Below are 3433 nucleotides of genomic sequence, written 5' to 3'. Positions count from 1 at the left end.
GGAACCGGGCCCGCGAACGCCCCGTCGGAAAACACAGCAAAACCGACACGATGAAGGTCGGCGCGGACAGGCAGGCACCATAAACGCCAAGCTTAAGGGCTGTCCCGTATTCCCGGGTGGATCGGCGTGCGGCATCGGATGCGGTGCATCGCAAGGCGGAGGACGCCCGAATACTGGCTGTATTCGGGCGTTCCGACAACGCGGCGAGGTGCCGTAGCTGCCGTCGCACGCCCGCCAGGGACTACGGGACAGCCCTTAGCCCCGCGTCGCCGGCTCCCCGGCCGTGCTCAGTGCGGCGAGGTCTGCGGTGACGACGATGTCGGCCTGGCGCGGGAAGACCTTCTCCATGAGCACCTGGTGCACCTCCGGGTCGGGGTCGGCGGTGGCGTCGGCCAGTACGAACAGGCGGTAGTCCTCATCGGCTGCCTGCCGGAGGGTGGTCAGTACCACGCCGCTGGTGGACAGCCCGGCGAGGACCAGGGTGTCCACGTCCCGCGCGCGCAGTTCGGCGCGCAGATCGGTGTCGCCGGCGAAGGCGCTGAACCGGATCTTGCGCACGGTCAGGTCGTGCTCCCGTAGCTCCAGGGACTCGTGCACCGCCGTCGCGGGCGTGCCCTCGGTGAGGTGTCCGGCCGCGGCGACCCGGGCGAAGGCCTTGTTGCGGGTGGGGACGGCGGCGGCGTCCGCCTCAGTGAGCGCGACGCGCACGAAGACGACGTGCGTGCCGTGGGAGCGGGCCCAGCCCAGCGCCTCGCTCGCGCGGGCCAGAACGCTCTCCGGGTCGGGAACGGCACCGAGGGCGGCGGGTTGGAAGTCCATCAGCAGCAGCGCGGTCCGGCCGGGATCGATTGCGGCGCCGGTGGCGGTCGTGGTGGTCATGTCGTGGATCAGCTCTCTGTGGATTCGGGAGATTCTCTGGCTGTGTACGGGGCCCCTGGTGAGGGCCCTGGCTGATTGCTCGTCAGTTCGGGTGCAGGCGGTCGGACTTGCCCAGTCGGCGGTCGCAGACGGTCATGACGAGGACGAGGGCGGCGATCACGACCAGCACGCACGCGATGAGGTGCAGGCCGCTGTCGTCCACGCTGCTGTGGAACGCGGTGCCGGTGATGGCCGCCGATGCGATGGACCCGATGTAGCCGAAGGTGCGCAGCAGGCCGGAGGCGGTGCCGACAGTGGTGGCGGGGGCCTCCTGGTAGAGGACGGTCTGGTTGGCGACGGTCCCGGCACCGGACGTCAGGCCGAACACCGCGCTGACGGCGATGACCGCTGCCATCGGAGTGCCGCTGCCCACGAACAGCACGGCCACCGCGCCGAGGAGCAGCAGTACCGCGCAGGCGATCAATGGCAGTCGCACGCCCGTCCGTTGCGACACCACCCGGGCGGTTATGGCGGTCAGCACGCCCATCGGCAGCAGTGCCAGTCCGGCTTGGTAGGCGGACAGCCCGCGGGCCACCTCCAGCCACTGGGTGAGCCCGTACAGGATCACGTACGTACCCATCAGCGTCAGGCCGTTGCGTGCGTAGGTACGGGTCAGTGCTCCGTTGGAGGCGAGCAGGCGGACGTCGAGGAAGGGGTGGCCGGCGCGCAGCTCCCAGCCGATCAGCATCGCGGCGAGAACGAGGGCGGCAGCGAGCGCGGGCCAGTCCGGGCGCGGCAGGGCGGAGAGGAAAACCATCAAGGCGGTGAGCGTCCCGCCGAAACCCAGCATGCCGAGCAGGTCGATGCGGGAGGCCAGGGCGCGCGGAGGACCGGGACGCATCCGGTCGGAATCCGGCGCGATCCCGACCACCGCAAGGATCAGGGCGACCGTCGCGACCGGGATGTTGATCCAGAAGGCGGTCCGCCAGCCGAGCCAGCCGACCAGCAGCCCGCCGATGGCGGGGCCGACCGCGACGGTGGCGGCTCCGGTGACCGCCAGGCCGCCGAGCACCCCGCGCGGCGGGGCCTCGTGGCCGGCCTGTTCCGCGCGGCGGCGTATCAGCAGCATCGCCGACGGGTATCCCGCCGAGGTGCCCGCGCCGATCAGCACCCGGGCAACGATCAGCGCCGTCAGTGAGTGAGCCAGCGAGCCGACGATCCCGGCCACGAGCACCAGCACAATGCCGGTGACGAAGACCCGACGGGGTCCGAACTCCTCGGCGAGGCGCCCTGCGGCGGGCTGGGCCAGCGCACTGGTGAGGTAGAGGCAGGAGATCAGGATCGCGGTGTCCCCGACGGAGATGCGCAGGGCAGCGGCGATCGCGACCAGCGCCGTCGCGATGATCGAGCTGTTGACCGGGTTGAGCGAGGCTCCCAGGTACAGCGGCGCGACGAAGCGCGGGCCGAACGGATTGCCCGCAGGCGCAGCGGTCCCGGCCGTCTGTCGCGGAGCGTTGGTGCCACCGGCGAGTGACACGGCACGGCTCCTTCCTCCGGGACCTCTGCGGCGGAGCAGGCCTGCTGTGGAGACCCCGGGCAGATAGGCAGGCTGCCTGACAAATATTAGCAGGGTGCCTGCCTAGTTTTGAAGCCTTCCCACTCCGTCGAAACCTGTACTGGACCCGCGACCGGGCACGTGCGGGTGACTGCCCACGAACGGGACACGGCCACACAGCGGTGCCCCGCCGACACGCAGCGCAGGCCGACGGGTCACCGCGTCGACGTCCGGCAGCGACCGGTTCCGAGTGACGCCGGCAGCCCGCGTCGAGCACTCCTGACGACGGGAGCAGCCCAGGAGGACGGGAGCAGCCCAGGAGCACTCGTGCCGCCGCACTCCTTGCTCGGCGACCACTCCGATTCGCCCTCGGCACCGGCTGCCGACTCCCGGCACAGTCCGACGATCACTGCTCGTACGCATCCGAGGTCACCCAGCACGGCAGGCAACGGGGCGCGGAACCGGTAGGCCCGGCGGCGGACACGTTGCCCAGCCTCGCGCCAGGCGCAGCAGTTGGGGCATCCGCCTCAGCCCGCTAAAATGAATGGGCCGTAAAACTGATGTGGGTCAGGGGCCCGAATGTCGCCCCTGGGGCGCTGGAGGCCGGACATGGCGGTGGCCGGTGTCCGCGCGGAACACCCCGTCATGGGACCGACGCGCGCCACGCCGACCAGCGTTGACTGCCGAGCACACGGCATGGGCTTCTTCGTCACCCCATTCGTGAAGTAGCCCCCACCACCGGCGTCGGCCGTCCTACTCGAACGGTCACGGTCCCCATCCGACCGCCGTCTGCGGTCCGCGAGGGCTCCGTCAGGTCGACCGTCCCACCTCGCCGATGCCGTTTCCGCCGCGGCGTACACATCTCCACTCGACAAAGCATCCGGGAGGACCCGTGCTGACAGGCGCCAGGTTCCCGTCACAGGAAATTGGTTCGGATCGTGCAGTAGTGCGCGATTGGGCTCTGCAGGCGGCCGATGCCGGCTTCTCCTACATCGTGGTGAACGACCACGTAGTGGGTGT

2 protein-coding genes are annotated in these 3433 nt (G+C 70.3%); both read right to left on the bottom strand.

Annotated elements, in window-relative coordinates; genetic code table 11:
• Nucleotides 1-255 precede the first annotated feature (255 nt).
• Nucleotides 256-879 (bottom strand): cysteine hydrolase family protein, encoded by a 624-nt coding sequence (locus ACIOMQ_RS41360; RefSeq protein ID WP_402192885.1) that lies wholly within the window; start codon nucleotides 877-879, stop codon nucleotides 256-258.
• An 82-nt stretch (nucleotides 880-961) separates the two neighbouring features.
• The gene (locus ACIOMQ_RS41355; RefSeq protein WP_402192882.1) at nucleotides 962-2395 is read right to left on the bottom strand and encodes an MFS transporter; all 1434 of its coding nucleotides are present in this window, start codon (nucleotides 2393-2395) and stop codon (nucleotides 962-964) included.
• Nucleotides 2396-3433 lie beyond the last annotated feature (1038 nt).

It is taken from the genome of Streptomyces sp. NPDC087845 (assembly GCF_044742755.1).
Classification (GTDB): domain Bacteria; phylum Actinomycetota; class Actinomycetes; order Streptomycetales; family Streptomycetaceae; genus Streptomyces.
Note: the sequence above shows the minus strand (reverse complement) of the source record. Positions and strands in the feature narration are given on the sequence as shown.